This window comes from Sphingomonas sp. PL20 (assembly GCF_017875905.1).
GTDB lineage: Bacteria > Pseudomonadota > Alphaproteobacteria > Sphingomonadales > Sphingomonadaceae > Sphingomonas > Sphingomonas echinoides.
Map to the genome: position 1 here is coordinate 3,938,189 of NZ_JAGINH010000002.1, position 25,001 is coordinate 3,963,189.

The 25,001-nt window shown below is 65.7% G+C and carries 27 protein-coding genes; 24 read left to right on the plus strand and 3 right to left on the minus strand.

Features of this window, described 5'->3' with window-relative positions; genetic code table 11:
* Positions 1–241 precede the first annotated feature (241 nt).
* From H4W01_RS18500 to H4W01_RS18545, 10 genes are all read left to right on the plus strand, one after another.
* Positions 242–784 carry an RNA polymerase sigma factor gene (locus tag H4W01_RS18500; protein WP_209612788.1) on the plus strand — a complete coding sequence of 181 codons (543 nt, stop codon included), beginning with the start codon at positions 242–244 and terminating at the stop codon, positions 782–784.
* 81 nt (positions 785–865) lie between these two features.
* Positions 866–1,810, plus strand: coding sequence for a FecR family protein (locus H4W01_RS18505; protein WP_209612789.1), 945 nt, complete (start codon positions 866–868; stop codon positions 1,808–1,810).
* 325 nt (positions 1,811–2,135) lie between these two features.
* The gene (locus tag H4W01_RS18510; RefSeq protein WP_209612790.1) at positions 2,136–4,097 is read left to right on the plus strand and encodes a TonB-dependent receptor; all 1,962 of its coding nucleotides are present in this window, start codon (positions 2,136–2,138) and stop codon (positions 4,095–4,097) included.
* 70 nt (positions 4,098–4,167) lie between these two features.
* Positions 4,168–4,713 carry a thermostable hemolysin gene (locus H4W01_RS18515; protein ID WP_209612791.1) on the plus strand — a complete coding sequence of 182 codons (546 nt, stop codon included), beginning with the start codon at positions 4,168–4,170 and terminating at the stop codon, positions 4,711–4,713.
* Complete coding sequence (locus H4W01_RS18520) at positions 4,710–6,800, plus strand: AMP-binding protein (protein ID WP_209612792.1); 2,091 nt, start codon at positions 4,710–4,712, stop codon at positions 6,798–6,800. The genes H4W01_RS18515 and H4W01_RS18520 overlap by 4 nt, the downstream gene beginning before the upstream one ends.
* Positions 6,787–7,545: an SDR family NAD(P)-dependent oxidoreductase gene (locus H4W01_RS18525; protein WP_209612793.1), complete on the plus strand. Its 759-nt coding sequence runs from the start codon at positions 6,787–6,789 to the stop codon at positions 7,543–7,545. The genes H4W01_RS18520 and H4W01_RS18525 overlap by 14 nt, the downstream gene beginning before the upstream one ends.
* A 14-nt stretch (positions 7,546–7,559) precedes the next feature.
* Positions 7,560–8,231, plus strand: coding sequence for a hypothetical protein (locus H4W01_RS18530; RefSeq protein ID WP_209612794.1), 672 nt, complete (start codon positions 7,560–7,562; stop codon positions 8,229–8,231).
* Positions 8,232–8,293: 62 nt separating this feature from the next.
* Positions 8,294–8,872, plus strand: a complete 579-nt coding sequence (locus tag H4W01_RS18535) for a class I SAM-dependent methyltransferase (protein ID WP_209612795.1) — start codon at positions 8,294–8,296, stop codon at positions 8,870–8,872.
* A gap of 122 nt (positions 8,873–8,994) precedes the next feature.
* Positions 8,995–9,669 carry a ferritin-like domain-containing protein gene (locus H4W01_RS18540; RefSeq protein WP_209612796.1) on the plus strand — a complete coding sequence of 225 codons (675 nt, stop codon included), beginning with the start codon at positions 8,995–8,997 and terminating at the stop codon, positions 9,667–9,669.
* Positions 9,670–9,785: 116 nt separating this feature from the next.
* On the plus strand, positions 9,786–10,685 hold the full coding sequence (locus tag H4W01_RS18545; RefSeq protein ID WP_209612797.1) for a protein-L-isoaspartate(D-aspartate) O-methyltransferase: 900 nt from the start codon (positions 9,786–9,788) through the stop codon (positions 10,683–10,685).
* Positions 10,686–10,809: 124 nt separating this feature from the next.
* Here H4W01_RS18545 and H4W01_RS18550 read toward each other — a convergent pair whose 3' ends face one another.
* Positions 10,810–11,343, minus strand: coding sequence for a cytochrome b (locus H4W01_RS18550; RefSeq protein ID WP_209612798.1), 534 nt, complete (start codon positions 11,341–11,343; stop codon positions 10,810–10,812).
* A gap of 126 nt (positions 11,344–11,469) precedes the next feature.
* Complete coding sequence (locus H4W01_RS18555) at positions 11,470–11,946, minus strand: DUF4142 domain-containing protein (protein WP_209612799.1); 477 nt, start codon at positions 11,944–11,946, stop codon at positions 11,470–11,472.
* A gap of 597 nt (positions 11,947–12,543) precedes the next feature.
* Between H4W01_RS18555 and H4W01_RS18560 the strand changes: the two genes are divergently transcribed.
* The 5 genes from H4W01_RS18560 to H4W01_RS18580 all read left to right on the plus strand — a co-directional run bounded on the left by H4W01_RS18560 (position 12,544) and on the right by H4W01_RS18580 (position 17,410).
* Positions 12,544–13,542 carry an ArdC family protein gene (locus H4W01_RS18560; protein ID WP_209612800.1) on the plus strand — a complete coding sequence of 333 codons (999 nt, stop codon included), beginning with the start codon at positions 12,544–12,546 and terminating at the stop codon, positions 13,540–13,542.
* 40 nt (positions 13,543–13,582) lie between these two features.
* Positions 13,583–13,996, plus strand: coding sequence for a DUF2958 domain-containing protein (locus H4W01_RS18565; RefSeq protein ID WP_209612801.1), 414 nt, complete (start codon positions 13,583–13,585; stop codon positions 13,994–13,996).
* An 88-nt stretch (positions 13,997–14,084) separates the two neighbouring features.
* Positions 14,085–15,899 carry a ParB/RepB/Spo0J family partition protein gene (locus H4W01_RS18570; RefSeq protein WP_209612802.1) on the plus strand — a complete coding sequence of 605 codons (1,815 nt, stop codon included), beginning with the start codon at positions 14,085–14,087 and terminating at the stop codon, positions 15,897–15,899.
* 336 nt (positions 15,900–16,235) lie between these two features.
* Complete coding sequence (locus H4W01_RS18575) at positions 16,236–16,634, plus strand: hypothetical protein (protein ID WP_209612803.1); 399 nt, start codon at positions 16,236–16,238, stop codon at positions 16,632–16,634.
* 452 nt (positions 16,635–17,086) lie between these two features.
* A complete protein-coding gene (locus tag H4W01_RS18580; RefSeq protein WP_131533396.1) occupies positions 17,087–17,410 on the plus strand; it encodes a DUF736 domain-containing protein in 324 nt (107 codons plus the stop codon).
* Positions 17,411–17,696: 286 nt separating this feature from the next.
* Here H4W01_RS18580 and H4W01_RS18585 read toward each other — a convergent pair whose 3' ends face one another.
* On the minus strand, positions 17,697–18,083 hold the full coding sequence (locus tag H4W01_RS18585; protein ID WP_209612804.1) for a ribbon-helix-helix protein, CopG family: 387 nt from the start codon (positions 18,081–18,083) through the stop codon (positions 17,697–17,699).
* A gap of 295 nt (positions 18,084–18,378) precedes the next feature.
* Between H4W01_RS18585 and H4W01_RS18590 the strand changes: the two genes are divergently transcribed.
* From H4W01_RS18590 to H4W01_RS18630, 9 genes are all read left to right on the plus strand, one after another.
* Positions 18,379–18,582 (plus strand): transcriptional regulator domain-containing protein, encoded by a 204-nt coding sequence (locus tag H4W01_RS18590; protein ID WP_131533392.1) that lies wholly within the window; start codon positions 18,379–18,381, stop codon positions 18,580–18,582.
* Positions 18,583–18,625: 43 nt separating this feature from the next.
* The gene (locus H4W01_RS18595) at positions 18,626–19,171 is read left to right on the plus strand and encodes a DUF2285 domain-containing protein (protein ID WP_443024809.1); all 546 of its coding nucleotides are present in this window, start codon (positions 18,626–18,628) and stop codon (positions 19,169–19,171) included.
* Between the two features lie 95 nt (positions 19,172–19,266).
* Positions 19,267–19,524: a helix-turn-helix transcriptional regulator gene (locus tag H4W01_RS18600; RefSeq protein WP_209612805.1), complete on the plus strand. Its 258-nt coding sequence runs from the start codon at positions 19,267–19,269 to the stop codon at positions 19,522–19,524.
* On the plus strand, positions 19,521–20,417 hold the full coding sequence (locus tag H4W01_RS18605; RefSeq protein WP_443024801.1) for a replication initiator protein A: 897 nt from the start codon (positions 19,521–19,523) through the stop codon (positions 20,415–20,417). The genes H4W01_RS18600 and H4W01_RS18605 overlap by 4 nt, the downstream gene beginning before the upstream one ends.
* Before the next feature lie 376 nt (positions 20,418–20,793).
* Positions 20,794–21,312 carry a DUF2840 domain-containing protein gene (locus H4W01_RS18610; protein WP_209612806.1) on the plus strand — a complete coding sequence of 173 codons (519 nt, stop codon included), beginning with the start codon at positions 20,794–20,796 and terminating at the stop codon, positions 21,310–21,312.
* Entirely contained in the window at positions 21,309–21,887 is a 579-nt protein-coding gene (locus tag H4W01_RS18615) for a S26 family signal peptidase (protein ID WP_209612807.1), read from the plus strand. The genes H4W01_RS18610 and H4W01_RS18615 overlap by 4 nt, the downstream gene beginning before the upstream one ends.
* 10 nt (positions 21,888–21,897) lie before the next feature.
* Positions 21,898–22,233: a DUF736 domain-containing protein gene (locus H4W01_RS18620; RefSeq protein WP_209612808.1), complete on the plus strand. Its 336-nt coding sequence runs from the start codon at positions 21,898–21,900 to the stop codon at positions 22,231–22,233.
* Positions 22,234–22,281: 48 nt separating this feature from the next.
* Positions 22,282–22,983, plus strand: a complete 702-nt coding sequence (locus H4W01_RS18625) for a lytic transglycosylase domain-containing protein (RefSeq protein WP_334685351.1) — start codon at positions 22,282–22,284, stop codon at positions 22,981–22,983.
* Positions 22,984–23,227: 244 nt separating this feature from the next.
* Positions 23,228–24,991, plus strand: a complete 1,764-nt coding sequence (locus tag H4W01_RS18630; protein ID WP_209612810.1) for a relaxase/mobilization nuclease domain-containing protein — start codon at positions 23,228–23,230, stop codon at positions 24,989–24,991.
* Positions 24,992–25,001: the final 10 nt, after the last annotated feature.

Sequence of the window (25,001 nt, forward strand, 5' to 3'; positions counted from 1 at the left end):
GTGGGAACACAGCACTGTCTGGCGTCGATCATCGGGGACTCCCGACCTGAAGTGGTCACAGCCTAAGACGACGCGATCTGCCAGCACCGCAGTTCGACCCGGGCGGGATGCGAACAATCATCGGACCGTGTGAAACCCGGACCAGACGTCGATCGCTTTGCCGTTACGTGGCTTGCCCGGGCTTGACGTTGCGCCGACTTCCGCTTGGTCCATCACCCTTTCGGTGGCAGAGACCTTAAGGATGGCGGTCATCGACGTTCCCTCCCCGCAGTCCGGTCTCAAGGACCTGTACCGGGAACACCGCGCAGCCCTGCTTCGGTTCGTTGCCGCTCGGTGCGGCGACCCCGCCGATGCCGAAGACATATTGCAGGATCTCTGGTTGCGGCTGGACACGGTGGGCACCGGTCCGATCGGCAACGGTCGCGCCTATCTCTTCCGCATGTCGCAAAACCTTGTCCTCGACCGATTGCGCGAGCGGCGCCGCCGCGAACAGCGCGATGATCAATGGACGACCGCAACCTTCGAGCGTGATATGCGCCTCCCCGACACGCCTGATAGCGCTGATGGTGCCGAGGTCGCCCTCATCAAGCGCCAGGATGCCGCGCTGCTCGCGCGCGCGATCGCGCAACTGCCCACCGGTGCAGGAAAGGTCTTGCGGCTGCACAAGCTCGACGGTCTGTCGCAGAGCGAAGTCGCGGCCACACTCGGGATCAGTCGGAGCGGGGTCGAGAAACATATGGCGGTTGCGATGGCGCATTTGCGACGCGCGCTGGCGGAGGACTGAGGTGATTCAATCGCGGCGGCGTCATGCGTTGGTAACACGAAAAAATGCACGCGGGGAATGTCGGCAAGAGGTGGCAGGGACATGAACGATTCAATCATCGAGCGGGCGGCAGAGTGGCACGCTGCGCAAGATGGTGACTCCATGGATTGGGACGCCTTTACGCTTTGGCTTGAGGCGGATCCGCGTCACCGTGTCGCATTTGATCAGATCGCGTTGCTCGACGATGATCTCGTCATGCAACGCGGTTCGATCGGTCGCACCCTGGGCGACGCTTCGATCGTCGATCGACCTCCGCGACACTGGCGGTTTCTCGCCACGGGTACCTTGGGCGCCGTCGCTGCCGCCTTGGCACTCATTGTTGGGTTGCCGTATGTCGCGAACGGGCCGGATCAGAGCGTCAGCTATGAGACCGCCAGGGGCGAGACGCGGCAGATCCTTCTGCGCGATGGATCCCGCATAACGCTCGCACCATTGAGTGTGTTGAAGGTCGGGGACGCGCGGCAATCACAACTCGCTCTGGCAGGCACTGCATATTTCGACATCAAGCATCGGTCGGACCGCGCGCTTACCATCGCGGCCGGCGGCTTGGTGGTTCGCGATATCGGTACCGCATTCGCGATCGATTCGGGTGCAGATGGCGCTCGGGTCGCGGTTGCTGAGGGATCGATCAACATTGCTTCGACGGCTTTACCAAGTTCAGTTGCGCTGACGGCAGGGCAGAGCTTCACGACGAGCAAGGCGGCGGCCACTGCGGTGCGCGGAGCGCAGCGCGCCGATTCGATCGCAAGCTGGCGACATGGACAACTCGTCTACGACAAGACCCCGCTTGCGCTGGTCGTTTCCGATCTCGGGCGCTATGCGTCGACTACGGTGACGATCGACCCGACGCTCGCCAGCCGCCGCTTCTCTGGGATTCTGACGATCGGTGATGGAACGGGTCTGGTTGACGATGTCGCCGCGATCATGGCGCTCGACGCGCGTCCAGTGGGCAAGGGCATTCGCCTGGAGCCTGCCCGCAAGCCTTAGCCTGGTTACGCCCGCCGCCGCCCAAAGGGACGCGACTCCGATAGCGATTGATGTGCCAGCCGGGACGCTGCGGCAGAGCCTCGCGATTTTGGCGCGCCAAACCGGTGTGTCGATCGGTGGGACCGAACTCATCACTGCAGAGCATGTCCCAGCGGTAAAAGGGTACCTCAGCGCAGACGCAGCCCTCGTACGCGTCTTGCGCGGCACATCGCTGATCGCGGTGCGGATCGCGCCGGCGCTGTTCCGCCTCGAGCGCCGCCCCCAACGGACCCGGGCTGCTAAGCGGCGATCGCGCCCCGTTCCGACGTCCGGAGGGGACATTGTCGTGACCGCCACCAAACAGTCGACGGCGCTCAGCGAGGTCGCGGTCCCGCTCGTGGTCCGCGACACAGCCGCACTCGACCGACTGGGCGACGCGCTCGATACCGGTGCGTTCGCAAGCGCCATCACCGGGCTCTCGGTCACCAATCTCGGCCCGGGTCGCGATCGGCTGTTCGTGCGCGGTATCGCCGACAGTCCGTTCGATGGTTTCGGCCAAGCCAGCGTGAGCGTCCAGATCGACGATGCGCGCGCGACCTATGATGCGCCCGACCCCGACCTGCGGCTGATCGACATGGCGCAGGTGGAACTGTTGAAAGGACCGCAGGGCCCGCTCTACGGTTCGGGCGCGCTCGGCGGCGTCTACCGTCTTGTCCCGGCCAAGCCGGATCTCGAAGGTGCGAGCGGCTGGTCACAGCTCGGTCTCGAGACGACCCGCCAAGGCGGTGTCGCGGGCTCGGTCGAGGCGGTGGCCAACGTTCCGATTCTTCCCGATCGCCTGGGAATTCGCGCCGTCGCCTATCGGATCGGCCAAGCCGGCTGGATCGACGATTCGACGGGAAAGCGGGACGTCAACCACGGTCAAACCACCGGCGGCAGAGTGGCGATACGCGGGCGGGTCGGATCGGACTGGACCGTCGACGCGGCAGGCTTGGTACAACTTTCATCCGTGGCCGACAGCCAGTACGTCACCGGATCATCAAAGGGCTGGACGCGCGCCAGCCATCTTGCCGAGCCGCAGGATACCGATTTCGCGCTGTTCGACCTCGCGGCGACCGGTCCGATCGGCGGACTTACGTTCACGGGCAGCGCCAGTCTTGCCAACCAGCAATTGCAGGCGACCTATGATGCTGGTTCGGCCGCCGCACTGCTCGGCGGCAGCGCGCCCGCGCGCTATCTTGATCATCGGCGCTACCAGGTGTTCAACGCCGAGGCGCGGATCGGGGCGACGTCCGGACCGATCACCTGGCTAGGGGGCGCCTCCTTGCTTGGCGCGACAACCGACGCCTCGGGCGTGCTCGCTGATCCGTCCGGAATGCGTAACATCTTGGAATTCCGGCGTCGCATCACAGAGGTCGCGCTGTATGGCGAGGCGTCAACAGGCCTAGGCCGAAGCGTGCGCGCGACGCTGGGCGCGCGGCTGTTCGGCTCGGCGGTCGATGACGAACGCCGCCAGGATGACGCGGTTGCAGGACTCACGCGGACCACAATTCGCCTCAGTCCGAGTGCGACGCTGAGTTGGCATCCTGGCGCGCGGTTGCTGGTGTTCGCGCGCTACGCGAGCGCGCTGCGCCCCGGAGGGGTCGAATCGACAGGTCAGGAAGGCGTGACCCCAACCACCTACCAATCGGATGAGCTGCAATCCTACGATCTTGGTATGCGCTGGTCGTGGCCACGTCAGTCGCTCACCTTGGATGCCGACGTGTTCGCTTCGCGCTGGCAGCGCGTCCAGGCTGATCATCTTGAAGCAAGCGGGTTGGTCACCACGCAGAACGCCGGCAACGCCGGCAACCATGGGATTGACGTATCGCTCACCTGGGCGCCGATACGGTCGTCAACACTCGCCATAGGCGCGCTCGTGCAACATGCCCGGATCGATCCGGGCGCAGGAGCGCCGGACGATCGGCGTCTGCCGATAGTACCGGATCTCGCTGGGCATATCGAGCTGGAACGTCGCTTCGCCGCGCTTGGCTGGCGCATGCGACTCGGCGCCCGCGCCACGTATACCGGCACATCGCGGCTGAGTTTCGACCCGACGCTCGATCGCAAAACCGCTGCGGCTACCCTCGTATCGACATCGCTGACGGGCGAGCGCGGGCCGTGGCGGTGGCGCCTCGCAATCGACAATGTGTTCAACAGCGCGAGCGACAGCTTTGCCTTCGGCAACCCTTTCTCGATCCGGCTCGGGGACCAGCATACCCCGCTGAAACCTCGCTCAGTCGCCTTGTCGCTTCGGCGCAGCTGGTAAATTCAACTTTGTGAACTGAGGTGGTCGGACTCCTCTGGCGTCTTGGCAGTATCGACGCCGAGGAGCTTGGATGCCGGAAGCCGCAGTCACGCGATTGATCGCCACTCGCTATGACGCCGTTCACGGCGCCGCACGCGTCGCGGACTATCCCGAATATCTCTCTGTGCCCGGCGAAGCGGGTCCTTGCGCCACTCTCGGTTTTCGCCGCGCCAGCCAAAGCGCGTTGTTCCTGGAACGCTATCTCGATGCACCGATCGAGCAGGTTCTGACTACGCGCTTCGGCCGCGCAATTGACCGGCAGGACATTGTCGAACTCGGTGACCATGCTTCGGTGCGTGCGGCGGCCACAATCGCTTTGTGGCACCGCGCGGCGCACGAACTGGCCGACCAAGCGGAGTTTGCGGTAGCAGTGCTGACTGCGCCGCTTCGCGCAATGTTCAAGCGCCTCGACCTGACAATCGTCGAGCTGGCCCCCGCCCGCGCCGAACGTCTTGGCTGCGCAGCCGACCAGTGGGGGCGCTATTACGCGCTGGACCCCGTGCTGTGCGCCGGGGCGATTGCCACCGGCCGAGAACGGCTTGCGCTTTCCGACGCGAAACGAGGAAAACACCGATGAACTCGATCCGGTCCCGCATCGACTATCACGCCACGGCGCGCGGCGACGCGCTGGCGCTTGTCGACTGCAGCGGAATGTCCCTGACCTGGTCCGCTCTTGCTGGCCTGCTTGAGACGTCCATCCCTGCCATCGTTGCGCAGTTTGACCAAAGCCGTCCGGTGGCGTTGCGTGCGGATTACAGCGTCGCACGGTGCCTGCTGGAGCTTATCCTGCTGGATCGCGGCATTCCGGTCATTGCGATCCCCGCCTTCTTCACCGATGCGCAGGTCGAGCAGACGCTTGAGGCCGCCGGATGCCCGGTCCTTGTTACGCAGATCGGGATTGATCCCCAGGACCCGCACCCCCTTCGGCTCGTGACCCATTGCAGCGTGCGCGACCGGGTGGCGCTTCCCGAGGGCACGGCCATCATCAGTTTCACGTCCGGCTCAACGGGATCCGCAAAGGGGATCTGCCTGTCCGCGGATCACGTCAGCGCCGTCGCCGCGTCCGTCGTCTCCTACCTCGGGACCGAGCATGCCGGGCGGCATTTGCCGCTGCTGCCGCCTGGGATCCTGCTCGAAAGCGTCGCCGGGTTCTACGCGACCATGATCGCGGGCGGAAGCTATGTCGCGCATTCGCAGCTAGCCGTAGGCCTTGCCAATCCGTTTCGGCCGGACTTCGCGCACATGATCGCGACGATCGACGCGCACGCGATCACCTCGTTGATCCTCGTTCCGGAATATCTTGCGGGCCTGGTGCGTACGCTCGAAGCGAGCGGCCAGCGTTTGCCACGCCTGACACTGGTCGCGGTCGGCGGCGCGCGGATCGATCCCAGCCTTCTTGCACGTGCGGCACGGCTCGGTCTGCCGGTGCGTCAAGGCTATGGGATGACCGAATGCGGCTCTGTCGTCGCGCTCGAGCGCGGCGACGAGGCGGTACGCGGGAGTGTGGGAACCAGCATCGGCCTGAACACGATAGAGCTCGCGCCCGACGGAGAGATCGTGATCACGGGGCCGATGTATCTCGGCACGATCGGCGCGCCACGCACGAGCGGGCCCCTGTCTACCGGCGATATCGGCCGGATCGACGAGGCAGCCTGCTTATGGATCGAAGGCCGCAAGTCCAACCTGATCATCACGAGCTTCGGGCGCAATATCTCGCCCGAATGGATCGAGGGCAGCCTGACCGCGCAGCCAGCGATCCTGCAGGCGATGGTGCGCGGCGACGGTAGATCCGAGCTCGATGCGCTGCTCGTTCCCGCCACGCCCGATGCCGACATCGCCTTCGCCGTTGCCGAGGTTAATGCAGCGCTTCCGGCTTATGCGCGGATCGCCCGCTGGCACATCGTCCCGCCCTTTACGCCGACGAACGGCCTGCTCACCGGCAACGGTCGCCTAAAGCGCGCCGCGATTGCGAAAACCTATCCGGAGACCTCTGCCACCATGCCGTTCTTCGACCGCCTCGTTTCCGAGACACGCGAGGCGCAGGCGCGCTTTGCCATGGTGCCGCAACTGCAAGCCGGCCTGACCGGCCGGATCAGTCGGTCGGATTACATCGCGTATCTGTCGCAAGCCTATCACCACGTGCGCCACACCGTCCCGCTGATGCAGGAGGCGCGGGCGCGGTTGCAAGACCGACCGGTGCTGGTGCGCGCGCTCGATGAGTATATCGAGGAAGAGACCGGCCACGAGCATTGGATCCTGGAAGATATCGATGCGGCCGGTGGCGATTCGGCCGTGGTGGCGGCCAGCGCGCCCGATGCGACCACTGCCGCGATGGTCGATCACGCCTATCGCACGATCCGCGAGGGCAATCCGGCGGCCTTTTTCGGCATGGTCTATGTGCTCGAAGGGACCAGCATCGCCATGGCGAGCAGTGGTGCCGATGCCGTACGCCAGGCGCTTAACCTGCCGGCTGAGGCCTTTCACTATCTCACATCGCATGGCGCGCTCGACCAGGACCATATGGTTTTCTTCGAAAATCTGATGAACCGCATCGACGACCCCGCCGACCAGGCGGCGATCGTCGCGATGGCGAACGACATCTTTGCGCTGTTCGGCGCGTTGTTCGCCGGCATCGCGCTGGAGGACACGCATGTCGCGGCTTGAGGGCAAGGTGATCGTCCTGACCGGCGCTGCCGGCGGCATCGGATCGCTCGTCGCAGCACGGCTACAGACGCTGGGCGCGCACGTGACCGGTGTAGACCGTGCACGCTGCCCGGATTGCAACGACCATATCGTCGCCGATCTGGCCGATCCGCAGGACCTTGCACAGCTGGCCGAACGCCTGACCGTCTTTCCGGTCGATATCCTCGTCAACGTCGCAGGGTTACAATATTTCGGACCTTTCGAGGATCAGCCGGCCAACGCGCTGCGCACCGGCTATCTCGTCAATCTGGTCGCGCCAGCCACGCTGATCTCCGCGGTACTGCCTGCGATGCGGCGAGGTGGATCGGGGCAGATCGTCAATATCGGCTCGGTCATGGGATCGGTCCACTATCCCTTCTTCGCGGCGTATTCGAGCGCCAAGGCTGGTTTGCGAGGGCTCAGCGAAGCGTTGCGGCGCGAAGTGCAGGCCGATGGAATCGCTGTGACCCATATCGCGCCGCGTGCCGTTCGCACCGCGTTCAATACCGCGGCGATCAACCGCTTTATGACGATGACGGGCATGCGCGCCGACGAACCCGGCTTCGTCGCCGACCAGATCGTCAAGGCGATCGTCGATCGCCGCAAGGACGTTTCGATCGGCGCCCTCGAAGCCTTTTTCATGCGTCTCAATGGCCTGTTCCCCCGCCTCGTCGACGTCGGCCTCGCCGGACAGGCGAAACAGGCGCGTCGCCTCTTCCTGCCCTGATTTGGAGACCCATGATGATCGCACGAAATGTCCGCCGCGCCTTGGCCTTGCTCGCCACCGTTGCGCTGGCTGGCAGCGCGGCTGCCAGCAACAACCCCGCCATGGATGTGCAAGTCGCACGGATCGATACCGGCTGGCAGCATATCCGCTATCAGGTTGGCGATCGCGACGAGCAATATCGCCAGCTCGACGTCCTCGCCCAACAGGCAGCACAAGTCGCGGCGCGCTTTCCTGGACGCGCTGAGCCGCTGCTGTGGCAAGGGATCGTGACGAGCGAGGAAGCCGCGCGCGCGACCGTATTCAAGCAGCTCGGACTTGCGACTGCGGCGCGCAACATCCTGGAAAAGGCAAAGGCGATCGATCCCAATATCGCAGATGGTGGGATCAAGATGAGCCTCGGCGTGCTCTATTACCGCGTGCCCGGTTTCCCGATCGGGTTCGGCAGCACCGCCAAGGCGCGCGCTTTGCTGCAGGCCGCGATCGCGCAGGATCCGCGCGGCCTCGACAACAATTTCTTCTACGCCGACTTCCTCAACGCTGAGGGCCAGCCAGCCAAGGCCAAGACGTATGTGCTTCGCGGCCTTCAGGCGCCGGTCAACACGGCGCGTCCGGTCTGGGATGCGGGCCGGCGCGCCGAGGCGCGCGCGCTGCTCGCCAAGATCGACGCCAAGCTGGCGCACACCTGAGCGTGACGCTTGGCCATGCCATTGGACGGCAGCTGGAACATCCCCGCGGACTTGGAGGATGGTTGACCGGTCGTGTGATGCGCGTCGTCAATGCGCATCCGACCGCACTGACGATCGACGCTCTGGTGGTGCAGGCCGGTGACATCGTCCTCGACATGGGGTGCGGTACCGGCGACGCGCTTGACGCCCTCGCGCGCAAGGCGGGCTCCGGCGTGGTCTACGCGCTTGACCAATCCGACGCCATGTTGGCGGTCGCCCGCAAGCGCCATGCGCGCCGCATTCGAGCCGGCTCGATCGTACTGAACCACGGGAACTTCGCTGCGTTGCCGTTCGCCGACGCCAGCTTCGATCGGGTGCTCGCTTCGAACGTGATCTACTTCTGGAAAGATCCCACCGCGGTGCTGGTCGAAATCCTGCGCGTGCTCAAACCCATGGGTCGCTTGGCGGTTTACGCCACCGACGGCACCGACATGGCGAAATGGTCGTTCGTGAAGCACGGTACACACACCTTGTACACCGAAGCCGCGCTCGATCGGCTCATGGCAACCGCACCCGGTAGCGCCCGTTTTCGCCAGCAGCGCGTGGCGGTCGGGTGGGGAATCCACGGCCTCATTGCGACACTTGATCGGTCGCCCGGATGAGGCAACCGCTGCATTTCTGGCTCTATGTCGGCCTCGGCATGATCCTGATCATTTCCTCCGTCGTGCGTTTGCCCTTCATCCGTGCCAATCGCTGATCGGGGCGGCCCCTGTTAGGAAACTCAATGTACCAAGCGTTCCTTCGCCGCTACCTCGACGTGCTCGCATCGATCTACATCTATAACGAGCATCGCGGCTACACGAGTATCGATCGTGTCCTGGAGGCAGTCCAGGCGCGGTGCCCCGATGATGCCGTTTTCATCGCTGCGATCCGGAAACACCGCGCCGATGAGCGCAAGCACTATGTCATGTTCAAGCGCTGGTTCGAATTGCGCGGCATCATGTCGCTAAAGGTTGATCGTGCGTGCGGACATATCGATCGTTTTGTCGAGATCGTGTTCGGCACGACGATCGACGCGCTCGATACAGAGGCCGTGATCGCGAGCGACGCATTGTTCGAGCGCCTCTGCCGGGTGATCATGCTGACCGAGATGCGGGGCATGCGGCAGGTCGCCACCTTGCTCAAGTCACCGCTGTTGCGCTCCGATCCTGTGCTGGTGAAGATTTTCAGGATCGTCGAGCGTGACGAGCCGAGCCACTGGCAGCCCTATCAGGCGTGGCTGACGCGGACGAACCGGTCCCAGGCCAAATGGCATGAACGCCTGACCGATTTCTGGATTCACCGCGAGCTCTTGTTCATCAAGCTGCCGATCGTATTCCTCAATCCATGGCTGCCGCGGCGCCGAGACTGGGCCGATGCCGCTGAAGTGGAAGCCAAGCCGCAGCCGATCGTCGCATAGCCCTCGGCGTCCGCTCGTCTGCATCACCGTAATCCACGCTGTGAATTCGGCCAGGCTGGCAAAGCCGACTGCGGTACACTGCGTCGGTGGCGTCTTGTCTATGAATGGGTAAGGCGATGGGCGGCAAGCACGAAGACATGTCGGCAAGCGGTCAAACGGCCGCTGTGGAGGGGGAAAGATCGCTCGCGGAATGGACGAGGATTTGGCGCGAGGTCGCTCCCGATATCCTCGCGCTTCATCCAATGGGACCGGCTACGGAAGTGGCAGCGACAGCTGAAACACGATCGGTCAGCACGCTCTGGAGAAGCCCAGAAACACATCGCCTGCTCGAGATACTCGCATTCATGCCGCCCGATTTCACCGACCAACGGATTTCGCTCGTTGCCGCAATCAGGCAAAACATCTGCGAGCACGACGTCACCGTTGAGCACGCCGCCCTCGATCGGGTGATGCAGGCAATGGAGTTGGTCCCGCGCGAGTTGTTCGTGCATCCGGACGTGTCCGAACTCGCCTACCTGCCGACATCGATGGACATCGGTTGCGATCAGACCATCTCCAATCCTCATATCGTGGCGGCAATGACGCTGGCGGCAGATCTCCCCGATGACGCCAATGTTCTCGATGTGGGGACCGGGTCGGGCTATCAGGCCGCAATTCTGTCGCTGCTTGCAGCGTCCGTCACCACGATCGAAATCCTTCCCGCCATGGCCGACCGCGCGCGCGATCGCCTCCGCACTTGCGGCTATGGCAATATCGAGGTGCGGTCGGGCGATGGCTTCAGCGGCGCACCGGATCGTGCCCCGTTCGACGCGATCATCGTAGCTGCCGCGGCGGCGTACGCCCCTGGCCCGTTGCTGGAGCAGCTCGCACCGCGTGGCCGCTTGATTATGCCGATCGGACCTTCGGCGGAAAGCGATCGGCTGACCGTCATGACCAAGATGCCATCGGGCGGATTCGAAACGCGCTCCCTGGGACCGGTGAAGTTCGTGCCGCTGACGGGCGCTGGCCAGCGGTGAAGCGCGCTACAGACGGCCGGGTGCGATGCGGCCACTCCGGCCAATTCATACGAAAGCGGCAACCCTGGGCGTACTGAGCTGTGCGCGGATGCGGCCGCCGTTCGATCGGCGCGGCCATACTGTGTCACAGCATCCGCTGAACGGTTCGATCTTTGACGATGACCAGATGATAGACCGCGCCGAGAACATGCAGGCCGATCGCGACGAGCAAGACGATCGCGACCGTCTGATGAACGTCCCCGAGGGTCATGCCCAGAGGCGATCCGGCCGCGGACAGCGGTGGCAGCGGGATGACGCCAAACAGAGTAACGCGCCAGCCGCGCGCAGAGGCATTCGCCCATCCCAAGAGGGGGAGTGCGACAAGCAGCGCGTACAGCGCACTATGTGTCGCGCGCGATACAGCCTGCATGGCCGACGACAGCGAAATTGGCGGGGTCGGAGCGGGGTGCGTGAGGCGCCACCCCGCCCTGACCAGCATGACCGCGAGGATCGCCATCCCCACCGACAAATGCCAAGCGATGAGACCTACGGGCTCGATGCCGCGATGAATGTCCGGCATGCTCCATGCAATCGCGAACTGCGCCACGACCAGTATGACGATTGTCCAGTGCAGCAGCTTGGCGACACCGTCGTAACCCTTATCTTCCGTCGCCCGCATCGATCGATCCCTTCAGTTTGCGCGAGGCGCTACCTCTCAATACCACCGACACCGTCAAATGCGGAGGTTCGGGCCGCCCTCGCCCCGACCGATGGCATTGCCGCCGGTGCAGGCCGCCACCAAAGCTCAGGTCAGGCGCTTCGCCATATCGAGGTGCTTTTGCAGATCAGGCAGAGCATCGCGCGCCAGCGCCTTGACGTCGCTCGGCGCGTCGCTCTTCGCTTCCTTTGTAAAATCGGAGATATCGCCCTTGTGGTCGTCAATCATATAGCTGACGAATTCCTTGTCGAAGGCAGCGCCGCTGAGACCCTGCAGTTTGGTGCGCTCCTTGCTCGCTTCCGGCAAGAGGTCGCTCGGCGGCGTAAGCCCGTAATGGGCCGCGATTGCAGTAGCTTTTGAACGAGCCTTGGTGTGATCCGCGACGAGCGCACGGCCATAATCTGCAACAGCAGACCCACCCTTGCTCGCCGCGATCGCTCCAAGCGTCATCTCTGAATTGTCGCCTTGGATCGCTTTTGCCAGAAAGGCGTCAGGGGCTAGCGGACGCGAACATCCAGTGGCCAATAGGAGTGGAAACAAAAAGGCAGAAAGTTTCGCTCGCATAACAGGCTCCTGACCATGGTTTGCCAAAACGCAGAATCTGAAGCCGGCCCAGCTTCCGCGGGTGTCACGCAGCAAAGACGCCGTCGCTGCGAAAACGCCCCACCTTGGAAGATAAATATTTCTGGGTTTTTCGCGTCCTAGAACGGTGTGCATCAGCGAAGCATGATCGGGCCGCAGTCTAGATCATCCGCACGAGTGTGCATTGATGAGATGTAAAACTGCACGCGGACCCCTCGCGCTGGCGCGCGACCTCGCTCTAGGCTGCACGTGCCCGTGCACCCCCGAGCCCCTGAAGGGTCTCGGCCGATGGTGACGTCCGCTTGGGGCCGGCCGGCGTTGCCGTCCGAATAGGGACGCCGCGCAGCGGCGCGACGGCGTCTTTGTGTGGCCACTCCCAGCAAGCGGGGAATGGTCGGCGCTCCCTGCTAGGCCCGCCCGCAGCGGCTGCAAGTCGGGCTATGCCCGACTGCTCCACTACCGTTTCGCCCCTTCGGGTGCAGCCGCCGCTCAAGCGGGCCTCTCCAGTCGCCCTCGCCGCCCACCCCCCGCTTTCCGGGGGTGGCCATGGTGGTTTTTGGGCGGCGTTGGAGGTGAGCCATGGGGTCGAGCAACACAGCGCGTGCCAAGGGTCGGTGTTCGGGAAAAGGCAAGGTGCAGGGGGCGGTTGCCTCGCCCGAGACGGTCGCTCCACGCGGGGACGTCTATAGGCAAGTTACCAACCGGATCATTGCCGAACTGGAGGCGGGGCGGTTTCCTTGGGTTCAGCCGTGGAAGGCGAGCGGCACGGTCGCACCCGGCATGCCGCGCAACGCGCTTACGGGTCGCGCTTATTCCGGGATAAACGTCCTGATCCTGTGGGCGACCGTGATCGAGCGGGGTTATCCGTCGCAGAGCTGGCTGACCTTCCGGCAGGCGATCGAGGCGGGCGGGTGCGTCCGCAAAGGCGAGCGTGGCACCACCGTGGTCTATGCGGATCGCTTCACACCGGAGGGCGAAAAGGTACGTGCGGCCGAAAGCGGGGACGATCCCCGGCAGGTCGCGTTCCTCAAGCGCTTTACCGTCTTCAATGTCGCGCAGTGCGAGGGGCTGCGCGAGGGACTCGCAGCCGATCCGGTGCCTTTGCCCGACGAGTGTGCGGTGCCGCTGGCCGAGGAGGTCATCGCTGCCAGCGGTATCGCCTTTCAGATCGGCGGTTCGCGCGCCTTCTATGCGCCCGGCCCCGATCTCGTGGTGGTTCCGCCGCAGGCTGCGTTCTTCGATTCCATCAACTATTACCGGACCTGCCTGCACGAACTGACCCATGCGACAGGCCACAAGTCCCGGCTCGCGCGCGATCTCGCCAATGCATTCGGGTCGGAAGGCTATGCGCGCGAGGAACTGGTCGCCGAACTCGGCTCGGCCTTCCTGTGCGCAGCGCTGGGCATCGTGCCGACCGTCCGGCATGCCGATTATCTGGCCAGCTGGCTCGACGTGCTGCGCGGCGATGCCCGCGCGATCTTTCGCGCCGCCAGTGCCGCCAGCAAGGCCGCCGACTGGCTGCTTGCGCGGCATCAGAACGCAACCGCCGAGCGCCCCGCGCTTCGCGACGCCGCGTGAGCGCAGTGTGTCTTCTCCCCTATCTGAAGGAGCAACCGTCATGGAATTGCTGACCCCGGACCTGTGCGCGGTGCTGCACGCCAATGCGGAAAAAGCCGGTATGCCCGGCCACGACCCGGTGCCTGTCGTCAAACTGTTCAATCCCGTCGGGCCCGCCACATGGCTTGCGACAGAATTGGACGATGACGGCGACGTGCTGTTCGGCTTGGCCGACCTCGGGTTCGGCTGTCCCGAGCTTGGCTATTTCAGCCTGTCCGAACTGGCGCGCATCCGTTTGGGCGTAGGGCTCGGCATCGAGCGGGATATCGGTTTCGCCAGTGATTTCCCGCTGTCGCGCTGGGCAGAAGCCGCACGCGTGACCGGCTCGATCCTGAGCGCCCAATCCATCCTGCGGCGCGCGGGGCCTGCGCCTCTCCCCGAGCTTCCGTCCGACCCTGCCAGGAAGGACGGCTGACGCGCGGCGCGTTCCCGCCGTATCCAAACCGGCCCCGCTACCCCAGAGATCAACAAGGACGGGACCGGCACTCACAAGGAGTGATTCGATGAAACTCGATTTTATCGCCCTCGACAAGCTGTCCGTCAGCAAGACCAACATGCGCTATGCGAAGAAGGCCCCGGACGTGTCCGACATCCTGCCGACCGTGCGTAGCCGCGGTGTTCTCCAGACGCTGCTGGTCCGGCCCAATGGCGCGCCTGACGCCTTCGAAATCGTTGCGGGAAGGCGCCGCTTCCACGCGGCCCAGATCGTCGCCGCAGAGCGCGGCGAGGCCGAGCCGCTGCCGTGCGCGATCCTCGATGACGCCGACGATGCCGCCGCGATCGAAGCCTCGCTGATCGAAAATCTCGCGCGGCTCGATGCCGATGAGGTGACCCAATGGGAAACCTTCACCCTGCTGGTCCGCGAAGGCCGCAGCCTCGACGATATCGGCGATACCTTCGGCCTGCCCGCGCTGACGATCAAGCGCGTGCTGGCGCTCGGCAATCTGCTGCCGCGTATCCGCACCCTCTACGCCGCGCAGAGGATCGACCGCGCGACCGTCCGCCATCTGACCCTTGCCAGCAAGAGCCAGCAGAAAGCGTGGCTGGCCTTGCTCGACGATCTCGATGCCCGCGCACCGGTCGGTCACCAGTTGAAGGCATGGCTGTTCGGCGGTCAGTCGATCGCCGCCGCGCATGCGCTGTTCGACGTAGCGGCATATGCAGGCGCGATCGTCACCGACCTGTTCGGCGAGGATCGCTATTTCGCCGACGGCGACGCTTTCTGGAATGCGCAGAACGCCGAGATCGAGACGCGGCGTGCCGCCTATCCGGCGGCAGGCTGGGGCGACGTCGTGATCGTGCCGCCGTCCGAGCAGTTCGCGTCGTGGGACTATGAAAAGACCGCCAAGCGCAAGGGCGGGCGCGTCTATGTCGATGTCCGCAGCAACGGCGAGGTGGTGTTCCACGAGGGCTATCTCAGCCGCAAGGAGGCGGCGCGGATCGCCAAGGGAGAAAGCACTGCCGCCGCGCCCAAGCCCCTCCGTCCGGAGATGACCGGACCGCAGCAGACCTATGTCGATCTGCATCGGCACGCCGCCGTGCGCGCCGCGCTGATCGATGCGCCGGGGGTCGCTCTGCGTTTGATGGTGGCGCACGCCATCACCGGCTCGCACCTGTGGGCGGTGCGGTCCGAGCCGCAGTCCGCGCATAACGACGCCATCGCGGAAAGCGTCGAGAATGCCCAAGGCGAGGCCGTGTTCGACGCGCGGCGGCGCGCGGTGCTCGGGTTTCTCGGCTTCTCGCCCGAGGAGCCGACCGTGCTCGGCGGGTGTCGCGATAGTTCGGGCCCGTCTGGAGATCGCCTCTCGGCGATCTTCCTCCGCTTGCTCGAACTTCCCGATCCGGCGGTTCTCGATGTCGTCGCCATCGTCATGGGCGAAAGCCTTGCGGCAGGAAGCGCCATTGTCGAGGCGGTCGGCCTGCATCTGGGCGTGCGGATGGATCGCTACTGGCAGGCGGACGCTGCCTTGCTCGACCTGATCCGCGACCGGGAGGTGTTGCTCGGCATGACCGCCGAGGTCGCGGGGCCAATGGTCGCCGACGCCAATGCAGGCGAAAAGGCGAAGACACTGCGGCGGATCATCGCAGATCATCTCGGCGGTGTCGGCGGGCGTGAGAAGCGCGAGCAGTGGGTGCCGCGCTGGATGGCCTTCCCGCCGTCCGCTTACACCGCGCGCGGCGGCGTCGGCACGGTCGCGGCGCATGCCCGCATGATGGCGGCGCGCGAGGCGATCTATGCCGAACGCGTCGAGGAAGCGGCTGAGCAGGATGCCGCTCAGCCCCACAACGATGGCCCGGTTCAGGCTATTGCCGCCTGACACGATCGAGGCGGCGGGCTCGCCCGCCGCCCCCTTGTACCCGCGCCAAAATCCGGCCGCGCCGCGCGCCTGCGGCATGCGGCGCTGCCATAGGCAACAGGTCAGGGGTTTGCGGAACAGCGGTAGGTGAACCCGTCGAAGGCGCCTTTCTGCAGGGCGCGAGCTGTTGTAGAGTGAAGAAACAGTGGCGCTGTGGCGGTGGTGGAGAGCGCGTTCGATGACCCCGGTCGATGACTCCGGTCGATGACCCCGGTCGATGACCCCGGTCGATGACCCCGGTCGATGACCCCGGTCGATGACCCCGGTCGATGACCCCGGTCGTCAGGGAGAACGCTCGTGTTTCTGGCCGTCCCGATCCTGCTCCTCGTCGCCTTCATCATGGCCCGCCTGATGTTCCACCTTGCGCTCAATGCCTTGCCGGTGGCCGCTGCCGTGGCGGCGTTCTTCGTCGTCCGCTCAGCGGACGGCACCCTTGTGCAATCGCTCCTCGCCGCCGGCGGCGTCGCGCTCGCGGTCACCGCGTTCGGGCATGTCGCGATTCGGCATCTGTCCAACCCCGTCATGCGGGTTTTGGTGTTGCTCGCTTTTGCCGGACCGGCAGCCGTGGTCGCCTTCAATGCCGTCTGGGTTGTGTCGGCACCAGTCGGGAGCGTGGCACGCTGCGTCCTGGCAGTGACCGCTGCCCTCTTGGTCGGATCGGTCGCGTGGCAGAAGCTGTTGCAAAGAGGGACCTGAGCTTGGGGAGTGACGGCCGCAATCGCCATACGCTCGGAGCAGATGTTCCCGACTCCCCGGCCGGGACCGACGGCCTGGCTGAGGCAGTGTCGTTGCTGCAGCTTCAGCACGAACGAGTCGCCAAGCCGTAGACGTGGGTGCGGATGCCCGGATTTCGAGGGCCGAGCATGATCGCCTTTGCGCCACGACACGTCCTTCGTGGGATCAAGGTCGCCTGATGTCTCGTTGATGGCTGTCTAGCCGGAGGGCGGCTGCGCCTCGAGCGCCTGAGCCGCAACCGCGTGTCCGTCCCTTTCTTCCCCTGGGCTGAAGCCCATTCCTCGCGAGACAAGAAAGCGGCGTTCGCGCGGTCCTCCGCTTCGCTGCGGGCCGAGCTGCGGCGGCGCTCGCCTCCGGCTCCGCGACGCCATCGAGACGCATAGGGCGGCCTCGAAAAACGAAGGACTAAAATCATGGCGAACATCGGCAGCTTCAAGAAGGTCGGCTCTGAATATCAGGGCCAGATCGTCACCCTCAGCGTCCAGACCAAGGGCGTCCGGATCGTTCCCGAGGAGAACCGCAGCAACGACACTGCACCCAGCCACCGCATCTATGTCGGCCGCGCCGAGATCGGTGCCGCCTGGGCCAAGCGCTCCGCCGAACAGCGCGACTATCTCTCGGTCAAGCTCGACGATCCCAGCTTCACCGCCCCCATCTTCGCCAATCTGTTCGATGATGCAGAAGGCGAGGGCTATACGCTCATCTGGTCGCGGGCGCGCCGCGCCACCAACGACTGAGCCGACACGGCGCCCCGCCCGGGATCGGGCGGGGTGCATCTTCGCGCAGTAGAGCGACGGGCCGCCATTGGCGAGCAGGCGAACCGTCCATGGCGTTGCGCGGCAGTGGCGAGCCCGGTCCCGACCGACCCACCGGGTCGTTACCGGTCATAGCGTGGCTGGGAAAGGCACCAGGGTCCGCTCCGTCTGCTCCGCCCCCTCGTGCGGGACCACATCGATCGGCCGCGCGCTCGGCGCGCTTATAAGAGCAAGCCGCACGCGGCTACCGCGGTTCGAAGTCTTCCACTTACGCGTCGGCGTCGCGAACACGCCCCAGCGCTCCGGTCGCGATGCGGTTCTCATGGCGATGGATGAGCGTGGCCACGCGTCCTCCTGAAAGACCGACAGAGCGGCCGACGGCTTCGAAGGATCCCAGACTGCGGTACAATTCGATCAGGTGTTCAGCCCGGTGGTCCTGCTCCTGCCGGCTCGGGGCGGGAGGGACGGGTGGCTCGTGCTGTAGCGTTCCTAAATCCAGCGCCTTTGCCAAAAGGCGCCGGATTGCTTCCGCGCGATTCACCGGACCGGCCTGGATCCGCCACCTATCGAGTGCGGCTATCAACTCAGGCGGCAGATGCGCGGACACTTGGCCCGCCGCGCGTCGCCGGAGTTGATCGCGCCCCATCTTTGTCATGCGCCATCTCGTGCTTGCGGTGAGCAAAAGCGATTGCCTGTTATGACAAACCTATCAGATTGAACGCTATTCTTCAAATATCGCCATGTCGCGAAGCCAGTGCCCATGCGGGGGTAAATCACATGATCGGCATCGCATTGGCGGTGACCAGATGGCGCGCCGCTTTGTCGGCGCTGCGCGGCTGCGGCCACGTTTCGGCCCTCCCAAGTTCAGGGGATAGACCCCACCACGAGCTGGAATGGTCCGGATCGCTCGGTCCTTCCATGCTTCCTCCCCGACTTGGGAGGACCTGGCGATGGCCGGCGAAGACAAGGTGGACCGGTCAGCGCGGCGGAATCTGGATTTCGCCGGTTTCGCGCAGGAATTCCTGCGCCGCAACCCCGCCTATCGCCAGGACTATCAGGCGCTGGCGCACGATCTCTCCACATCTGCGCAGGAGGTGATGGCCCGTCGATGGGGCTTGTGCTTTTCCCTGTTCGCCGGACGCCGTCCCGGCTAGCGAACCGGCGCTCTGGCCGCCATCGACATCGCCCGCGACCGTCATTCTCGACGCGGCGCCCGCCGATATCGCCGACGCGCGGCCCCTGGATTTCCACGGCTGGCCGCTGATCCTCGCGGACCGCGCCTTGTCGGATGGGCGTCACCTTGTCCTGGGCGACGTGGATGGCCCCCATCATCTCTGGTTGCGCGCGACGCTACCCGGGCAGCCGCTCGCCTATATCATCGTCCGCGACCCGGCGATCGAGGTCCGCCGCCAAGCGGCGTTGCGGCTTGATCGCCGTATCGGAGGCGCGCCGCCGACGCGCAGCGCCGGCGCCTTTCGGCCAACACCGTTTCAGCGGCAGCGCCTCGACCTGTTGCTCGACATTCTCGACCTGGTGCAGACCCAACCCCGGCCGACATCGCACGATATTGCGCGTCGCCTGATCTATCCCGGCATGTCGATCGGCCGCGGCATGGAGTGGAAGTCGTCGACCGAGCGCCGGCGCACCCAGCGTCTGATCGAGGAGGCGCTTTCCCTGATGAGCGGAGGCTATCGCACGCTGCTCCGCGGCAGCCTCGGGGGGCGACAAAAGTCGACAGCCTGAAATAGCCGCTCCGGGGCGCCGGCCCTGCTTCGCCATTGTCCGCCGCATGGTTCCGCACCGACCCATGCCGGCCGGTGCATCGACGGAGGACGATCATGCCGCCAGAAGCCCTCGTACAGCGCCCGCGCTTCCTTAAGACACCCCATGCGGCGATCCATCTCGGCCTCTCCCCGCGCACGCTCGAAAAGCATCGCTGCTATGGAACCGGACCGATCTTTCGTCGGCTGGGCGGTCGTGTCGTCTATGCGATCGACGACCTTGAAGCCTGGGCGGCGATCGGCACGCGGCGCTCGACCTCCGATGCGGGCTCCGGCACCGTCTATCCGGCTCGGCGCCGCCCGGCCGAGTCATGATCCTGATGCCGCGCACCGCGCCTCCCGCTTTCAACGATCGCCGGCAGCTCGAGCTGTTCCGATCGGTGCCGGGCGACATCGCGCTCCGCGATGCGCAGGATCTGATGACCTGGCCGTTCTTCAGCCTCGCCAAGTCGAAGCGCACCGCCCCAATCGACTTCCGCATGGGCGAGACCTGGATTTCGGTCGAGGCCGTGCCCGAACACGGCATGGCGACGATCTGGGATGCCGACGTGCTGATCTGGGCGGCGAGCCAAATCGTCGAAGCCCGCGACGCCGGGCGGCCGACGTCGCGCCTGATGGCGACGACGCCGCACGAGATCCTGACCTATGTCGGGCGCGGCACCGGCCGCGACAATTACGATCGCCTGAAGGCGGCACTCGACCGGCTCCAGTCGACCACCGTCGCCACCTCGATCCGCCAGCAGCATCAGCGACGCCGGCATCGCTTCTCGTGGATCAACGAATGGCAGGAACGCCTCGACGCGAGCGGACGCCCGCTCGGCATTGAACTGATCCTGCCCGACTGGTTCTATGCCGGCGTCCTCGAGCGCGGGCTCGTGCTCACGATCGACCGCGCCTATTTCGATCTCACCGGCGGCCTCGAGCGCTGGTTGTATCGTATCGTCCGCAAGCATGGCGGCCGCCAGTCCGGCGGCTGGAGCTTCGACGTGTCGCATCTCCATCTCAAATCGGGCGCGCTCTCGCCGCTCAAGCGCTTTGCCTTCGAGCTTCGCGCGATCGTGCGGCGTCAGCCGCTGCCCGGTTACACGCTCGCCATCGAGCACGCTTTCGGTCGCGAGCGTCTGCGCTTCGCGCCGCTGCCGGTCGATCCGCTCGACGCCGCAATGCGCCGTCTCAAGCTCAAGTCTGTGGATAATCCGCCATGCTGATCGTCCTATCGGGAACCGACCGACACGTCCTATCGGGAACCCAGGAGTCGTCCTATCGGGAACCGGAATGTCCCCGAAACCCGCAGAAATCTGCGCGGAATCGGCGCCCCTCTAACGGTGCTAATAGAGAAGAATCCTTCGGATTCTTGCTAACGCTCCAGCGGCCTGTGGACGAACGCGGTACGCGCCGTCCCGAGCGCCGCTGTCGAGCGGCCGTCGCGGTGCCACCCAAGACTCGCGCTGGCGGGACCGGCGAGCATGCTATCCGCATGCCGAGCGGCGTCGCAGGTGTAACGCAGGTCCGTACTGCGCACGCTCTGAGCGTGCAAATTGTCTGCGCATCGCGCGCGCTGCATGCCGCCTCCGGTGACCCATCATGAGGCAACCTCTTCCCGGCAAGGGCGTCGGCGTGCGGACCGCCCCGGCATCGCGCAATGCCGCAACCGAGGTCGAACTCATCTGGATCGAAAAGCGTCTCGAGCACTGGATACGCTTCGGCCGAATTGCTGCCGAGCGCATCGTCAGCCGCAAGACGCGGGTCGTCTCTTTTCGACCGAATGCCGTGTTCGCGCTGTGCCGCTGGGCGTCCAATGACTACGGTACAGTCCATTCGCGCATCGATATCCTGCGCGCGGTCGGTCCGTGCGAAGCCTATACCACCGCTCCGTTCGTGCGGCCCGGCGGCGAACTGTATCTGTCGATTCAGGGCTGGGCCAAGGTCCGCGCGGTGCTCGCCGCAATCGACGCGGTCGAACATGCCGGCGTCGACCCGTGCGACGCGGCACCCGACCATTGGCGCCACGTCCACAACCGCTTGAGCGCCGGCGATGCGCCAAGACCCTACACCGCCGAGCGCCATGCCGCCTGGCTCAAGCGCAAGGCGATCGAAGGATGACCCGGCTCGGCTATGTCCTCGTGACCACCGTGTTTGCCGAACTGTTCGGCGGCCTGTTCGTCTCCGTCGCGCTGCTGGCACCGCATCCCCGCCTCGTCTGGAACGCGACCGCCAGCGCACCGATCGGGCTGTATCAGCTGACGGCGATCGACCGCCTGGCAGTCGGCGATCTGGTCGCCGTGATGCCGCCACCGGCGCTCGCGCGCTTCCTTGACGAGCGCCGCTATCTCGCGCTTGGCGTGCCACTGCTCAAGCATGTCGCCGCCCGTTCCGGCGCGACGGTGTGCCGCGCCAGCGCGCGCGTCACGGTCGATGGACGCGCGGTGGCGATCGCCCGGACCAGCGACAGTCACGGTCGCGCACTCCCGGTTTGGCGGGGCTGCCGCGTGCTGCGCGCGCACGACCTGTTTCTCCTCAACGCGGTCCCCGACAGCATGGACGGGCGATATTTCGGGCCGCTGTCGAGCGATCGCCTGCTTGGTCGTGCGACGCCGCTGTTCACCCGCGGCGCAGCCGACGCGTCCTTTCACTGGCGCGGAACTGACGCGTCAAACGCAGCCCTTCACCAGCAATAGGAGACCTCCCATGCAGATCGGTCGCTTTGCCCGCAACGGCGACACGTACGTCGGTCAGCTCGAAACGCTGGCGCTCACCGTGCCGTTGCGCATCGTGCCCGTTGCCGAACCCGGTGGGGAGCGTGCACCGGATTGGCGGGTGCATCTCGACGACGGCAATGCCGCGGCGGAGATCGGCGCCGGCTGGACCCACGAGCGCGAAGGGGGCGGCAGCTTCATCACCGTGCAGCTCGACTGCCCGACCTTCACGCGCCCGCTGCGCGCAAGTCTGCTGCAATCCCGGACGCAGGACGAGGTGCATGTCCTGGTATGGGCCCGGCAGAAACGTCGTCAGCGCGAGGATTGAGGGATGTCCTTTTGCGCACATGCCACGCGCATAAGCTTGGAACTGGCAATGGGGACGATCGCCATTGCCAGTCCTTCGGTTAGCGCTGGCGCCGTGCAGAAGAGTGTCCTCCCGGCCGCTGCTTCTGCGCCCACCTATGCGGATTGCGTCGCCGAAGCGGCGCAGCGCTTCGGCCTTCCCGAAACCTGGATTTGGGCCGTGATGCGCGCGGAGAGCCGCGGCGATCCGCGCGCGGTCTCGCGCGCCGGTGCGATGGGTCTCATGCAGATCATGCCCGCGACCTGGACCGGCTTGACCGCGCGTTATGCGCTTGGGTCCGACCCTTTCGACGTGCGCGCGAACATCTATGCAGGGGCCGCCTATCTGCGCGAGATGCTCGATCGCTATGGCGATCTCGGCATGGCGCTGGCCGCGTACAATGCCGGCCCGGCCCGCGTCGATGACTGGCGGGGGCACGCACGATCCTTACCGGCCGAAACGTCAGGTTATGTCGCCCGCATTGCATCCGCCGTCGGCGTTTCGGCTTCGCCAAGCGTCATCGTGCCGCGCGCGCCATCGATCACCTGGCGCAATGCGGCCCTCTTCACCGTGCGCAGGGATGGGGCTTCGGCCGGGACGAACGATGCCGTCCTTGCGCGCCCGATCGACAAAGCCGCTGCACCGGTCGTGCCGGAATTCTTGCAACGGCCAGCCGACCCGCTGCCAACCAACCCATTGTTCGTCGCGCATTCCGGTCGAGGCGCGCCATGAACGCCCGTGGGGTAGCCGTGCGTGCCGTGGCGGTCTGCGGGCCGGATTCCTGGCGTGATGACGTCGTGGAGAAGGGAAAGAAGCAGCGATGGCAAGATAAAAGCCGCGTCGGACACCGACGCTTTTGTGGTTGCGGAAGAGAGACTTATCCGTCGGACAGCGGGTCTGCGCGTCGGACGGAAACAGGCGCAATCGGCAGTCTGCCGCGGCGCGCGCGTCCGACAGCGCTTCTACGGGTGCCGGCATGAGCACCGACGACCAGGATTTTCGGGTTCGACCAGGCCGCAGCCGGGATGCCGGCGGCGCCGCGGGCGGCCGGTCGAAAAGCCTCGCCGCACAGGTCAGACGCGCCGGCGCGCGCTCGGGGCGGCCACGCATGCTCCATCCAAAAGGACGCAGCACGCGCGTCGGGGCCCGCGGTCGCGGCCGAAACGCTTTGCTGCGGATCCGCCGGCCCGCCAACGCGCGGCGCGTGACCGTCGTGGCCCGCGTGGTCCGGCATCGCGGTTCGCGATTTCGCGCGGCCCCGCTCGCACGACATGTCGCCTATCTCAAACGTGACGGCGTGACGCGCGACGGACGCGACGCCGAACTGTTCGATGCGCGCTCGTCCCAGGCCGATGGCGATGCGTTCGCCGAGCGCTGCGAAGACGATCGCCACCACTTCCGCTTCATCGTTTCACCCGAGGATGGCGCCGACATGACGGACCTGCGTGCCTTCACTCGCGAGCTGATGGACGACATGGCGCGCGACCTCGGCACGGAGCTCGACTGGGTGGCGGTAGATCATTGGAATACCGACAATCCGCACGTGCATGTGCTGGTCCGCGGCCGCGTCGATGATGGCTCCGACCTGGTTATCGACGGCGACTATATCCGGGACGGAATGCGGGGTCGGGCTGAGGCCCGCGCGACGCTGGAGCTTGGGCCCCGCAACGAGTCCGACATCCGAAGCGCGTTGCAGCGGGAGGTCGAAGCGGATCGCTGGACCAGTCTTGATCGGCAGTTGCAGGAGCGCAGCGACGGCCTGTCGGGCGTCATCGATCTGCGCCCCGGCGGGGATGACGAAGAGACGCGCCGACTGCTGTGCGGCCGCGTCGACAAGCTCGAGCGGCTCGGCCTCGCCGAACTCCACGAGCCAGGCCTCTGGACGCTGCGCGCCGATGCCGAGCAGACGCTGCGCGACATCCAGATGCGCACCGACATCATCAAGACGCTGCACAACGCGATGCAGCGCGACGGGCGCACGCCGGACCCAGCGGCTTTCGCGATCCACGACGCTGCCACGTCTGAGCCGATCGTCGGCCGCCTCGTCGAGCGCGGCTTGCACGACGAGCTGCAGGCGACGGCCTATGCAGTGATCGACGGTGCGGACGGGCGCACGCATCACGTCCGCTTCGACGATCTGGAGATGACCGGCGACGCCCGACCGGGCGCGATCGTCGAGCTGCGGTCCTGGACCGACGCCAGTGGTACCGCCCGCACGTCGCTGACGACGCGATCGGATCTCCCGCTCGACCGGCAGGTGACGGCGTCGGGCGCGACCTGGCTCGATCGCCAGCTCGTCTCGCGTTGGCCGGTCGCATCCGAGGACGGGTTCGGCGCCGAGATCCGGGGTGCAATGGACGCACGCACGCAGGAACTCGAAGCTACCGGCCTGGCACGCCGCCAGGGGGCGGGCATGCGCTTCGAGCGCGACCTCATCGAGACGCTGCGCGCACGCGAAATGCGTGAGGCCACGGACGCGATCGCCGAGCGTACCGGGCTTGCGCACCGTCCATCGGGCGAAGGGGAGTATGTCGCCGGCGTCTACCGCGAGCGGGTCAACCTCGCCTCGGGTCGCTTCGCGATGATCGAAGTCATCAGTGGGGATGGGGGAATGGGCTTCCAGCTCGTGCCCTGGCGGCCCGCGCTCGACCCGCATCTCGGCACGCACATCAGCGGCACGATGGGGCCGGGCGGCAGTGTCGAGTGGTCGATCGGCCGTGGCAAGGGCCTCGGTCTGTGATCTCGCCTTG